1 pseudogene is annotated in these 1,366 nt (G+C 44.4%); it reads right to left on the reverse strand.

Annotated elements, in window-relative coordinates:
• Window positions 1–1,265 (reverse strand): annotated as a pseudogene (locus C9J47_RS26760) (hypothetical protein); the annotation flags it as partial.
• Window positions 1,266–1,366 lie beyond the last annotated feature (101 nt).

Consider the following 1,366-nt stretch of genomic DNA (forward strand, 5'->3'; position numbering starts at 1 on the left):
CCATCCATCGCACCCTCAACAATTCCCGTCGAGGTTGATGCCGTACCATTCACACCGCCACCCGTTAACCCTGTTTCTAATAAGCGGTCAGTTTGTTCACCGATAGCGCCCTCGATACCATCACCAACACCGCCAACGGCATCAACTAAATCATCATTGCCTTGCTTGTATTGGTCGCGTAATTCACGCCAACGACTTTCGCCTTGAGCATCACTGTTTGCCAAGGCTGCTAATAATTGGTCGGTACGTTTTGAGGATTGGGATTCATTGACAACTAACGTTTCATTAATCGCATCGAGCTTGTTATTACCCGAACCTAATTGATTGTTCATTTGGGCGAGTTTGTCATTAACCGACTTTAATTCGTTATCAGTGACCGAGTTATCCCCGAGTTCTGCGGTTAATTCTTTTATATTCGCCAGTAAGTCGGTTTGTTTTTTGGTTTCATCAAATTGTGCGAAGGCTTTATCTAACTGGGCTTTATTGGCAGCCGTTAATTCATCAGTACCTGTTTGAGTCAGACGCTTAATATCATCTAATAAATTATTATTACGCTCAGATTTCTTATCTAACTCAGGAATACCAACACCGAAGCTATCACTTAATTCTGCCATTTTGTCAGCAATGATTTTTTGATAGGCGGTTTGTTCATCGGATTTAGCGCCCAAGCTATCAGCAGTATTCTTAATATCAGATAGGGCATTTTTATTTGAGGTTTTCAGCGCATCAATATTGCCACCTAAGCCACTGGTTAACGCTGAAATAGAATCAAGACTAGAACTTAGATTACGACGACTTGCAGCAGCAGAATTAAACTCATTGGCATTAAAACCCTTTAGACTGCTAATGCTATTTAATACAGGTCGAAGGTCAGCGGGTTCAGCATCTTTACCGTTTAAACCATTAATGCCATCTTTACCCGACGCACCGCGTTTACCATCAAGGCCATTAACACCGTTACTGCCATTTGTGCCGTCAATACCATCACGCCCATCAGTACCGTTTATTCCATCTTTTCCATTAATACCATCGATGCCGTCAGTACCTTTTTCCCCATCGATACCATCAACGCCATCTTTGCCAGCTTCTCCCGTATCGCCTTTATCCCCCTTGTCGCCTTTTTCGCCTTTGCTACCATCCCCGCCAGACGTACCGCCACCGGAAGACGAACCACCACTTGAGCCACCGCCCGTATTACCACCATCGCCACCTGTACCTGAACCACCACCGCAAGCATCACCCGTACAAGGTTTATTAATTGGCACTGAGTCACACCCGCCTAAAATAGCTTTCGCCTGATTACTACAAGAATAACTGTGCGTATTTTTATAGCCGACGGGCGGATTGTCTATACAAGCACTAATAG

The organism is Photobacterium indicum (genome assembly GCF_003026215.1).
Taxonomy (GTDB): Bacteria; Pseudomonadota; Gammaproteobacteria; order Enterobacterales; family Vibrionaceae; genus Photobacterium; species Photobacterium indicum.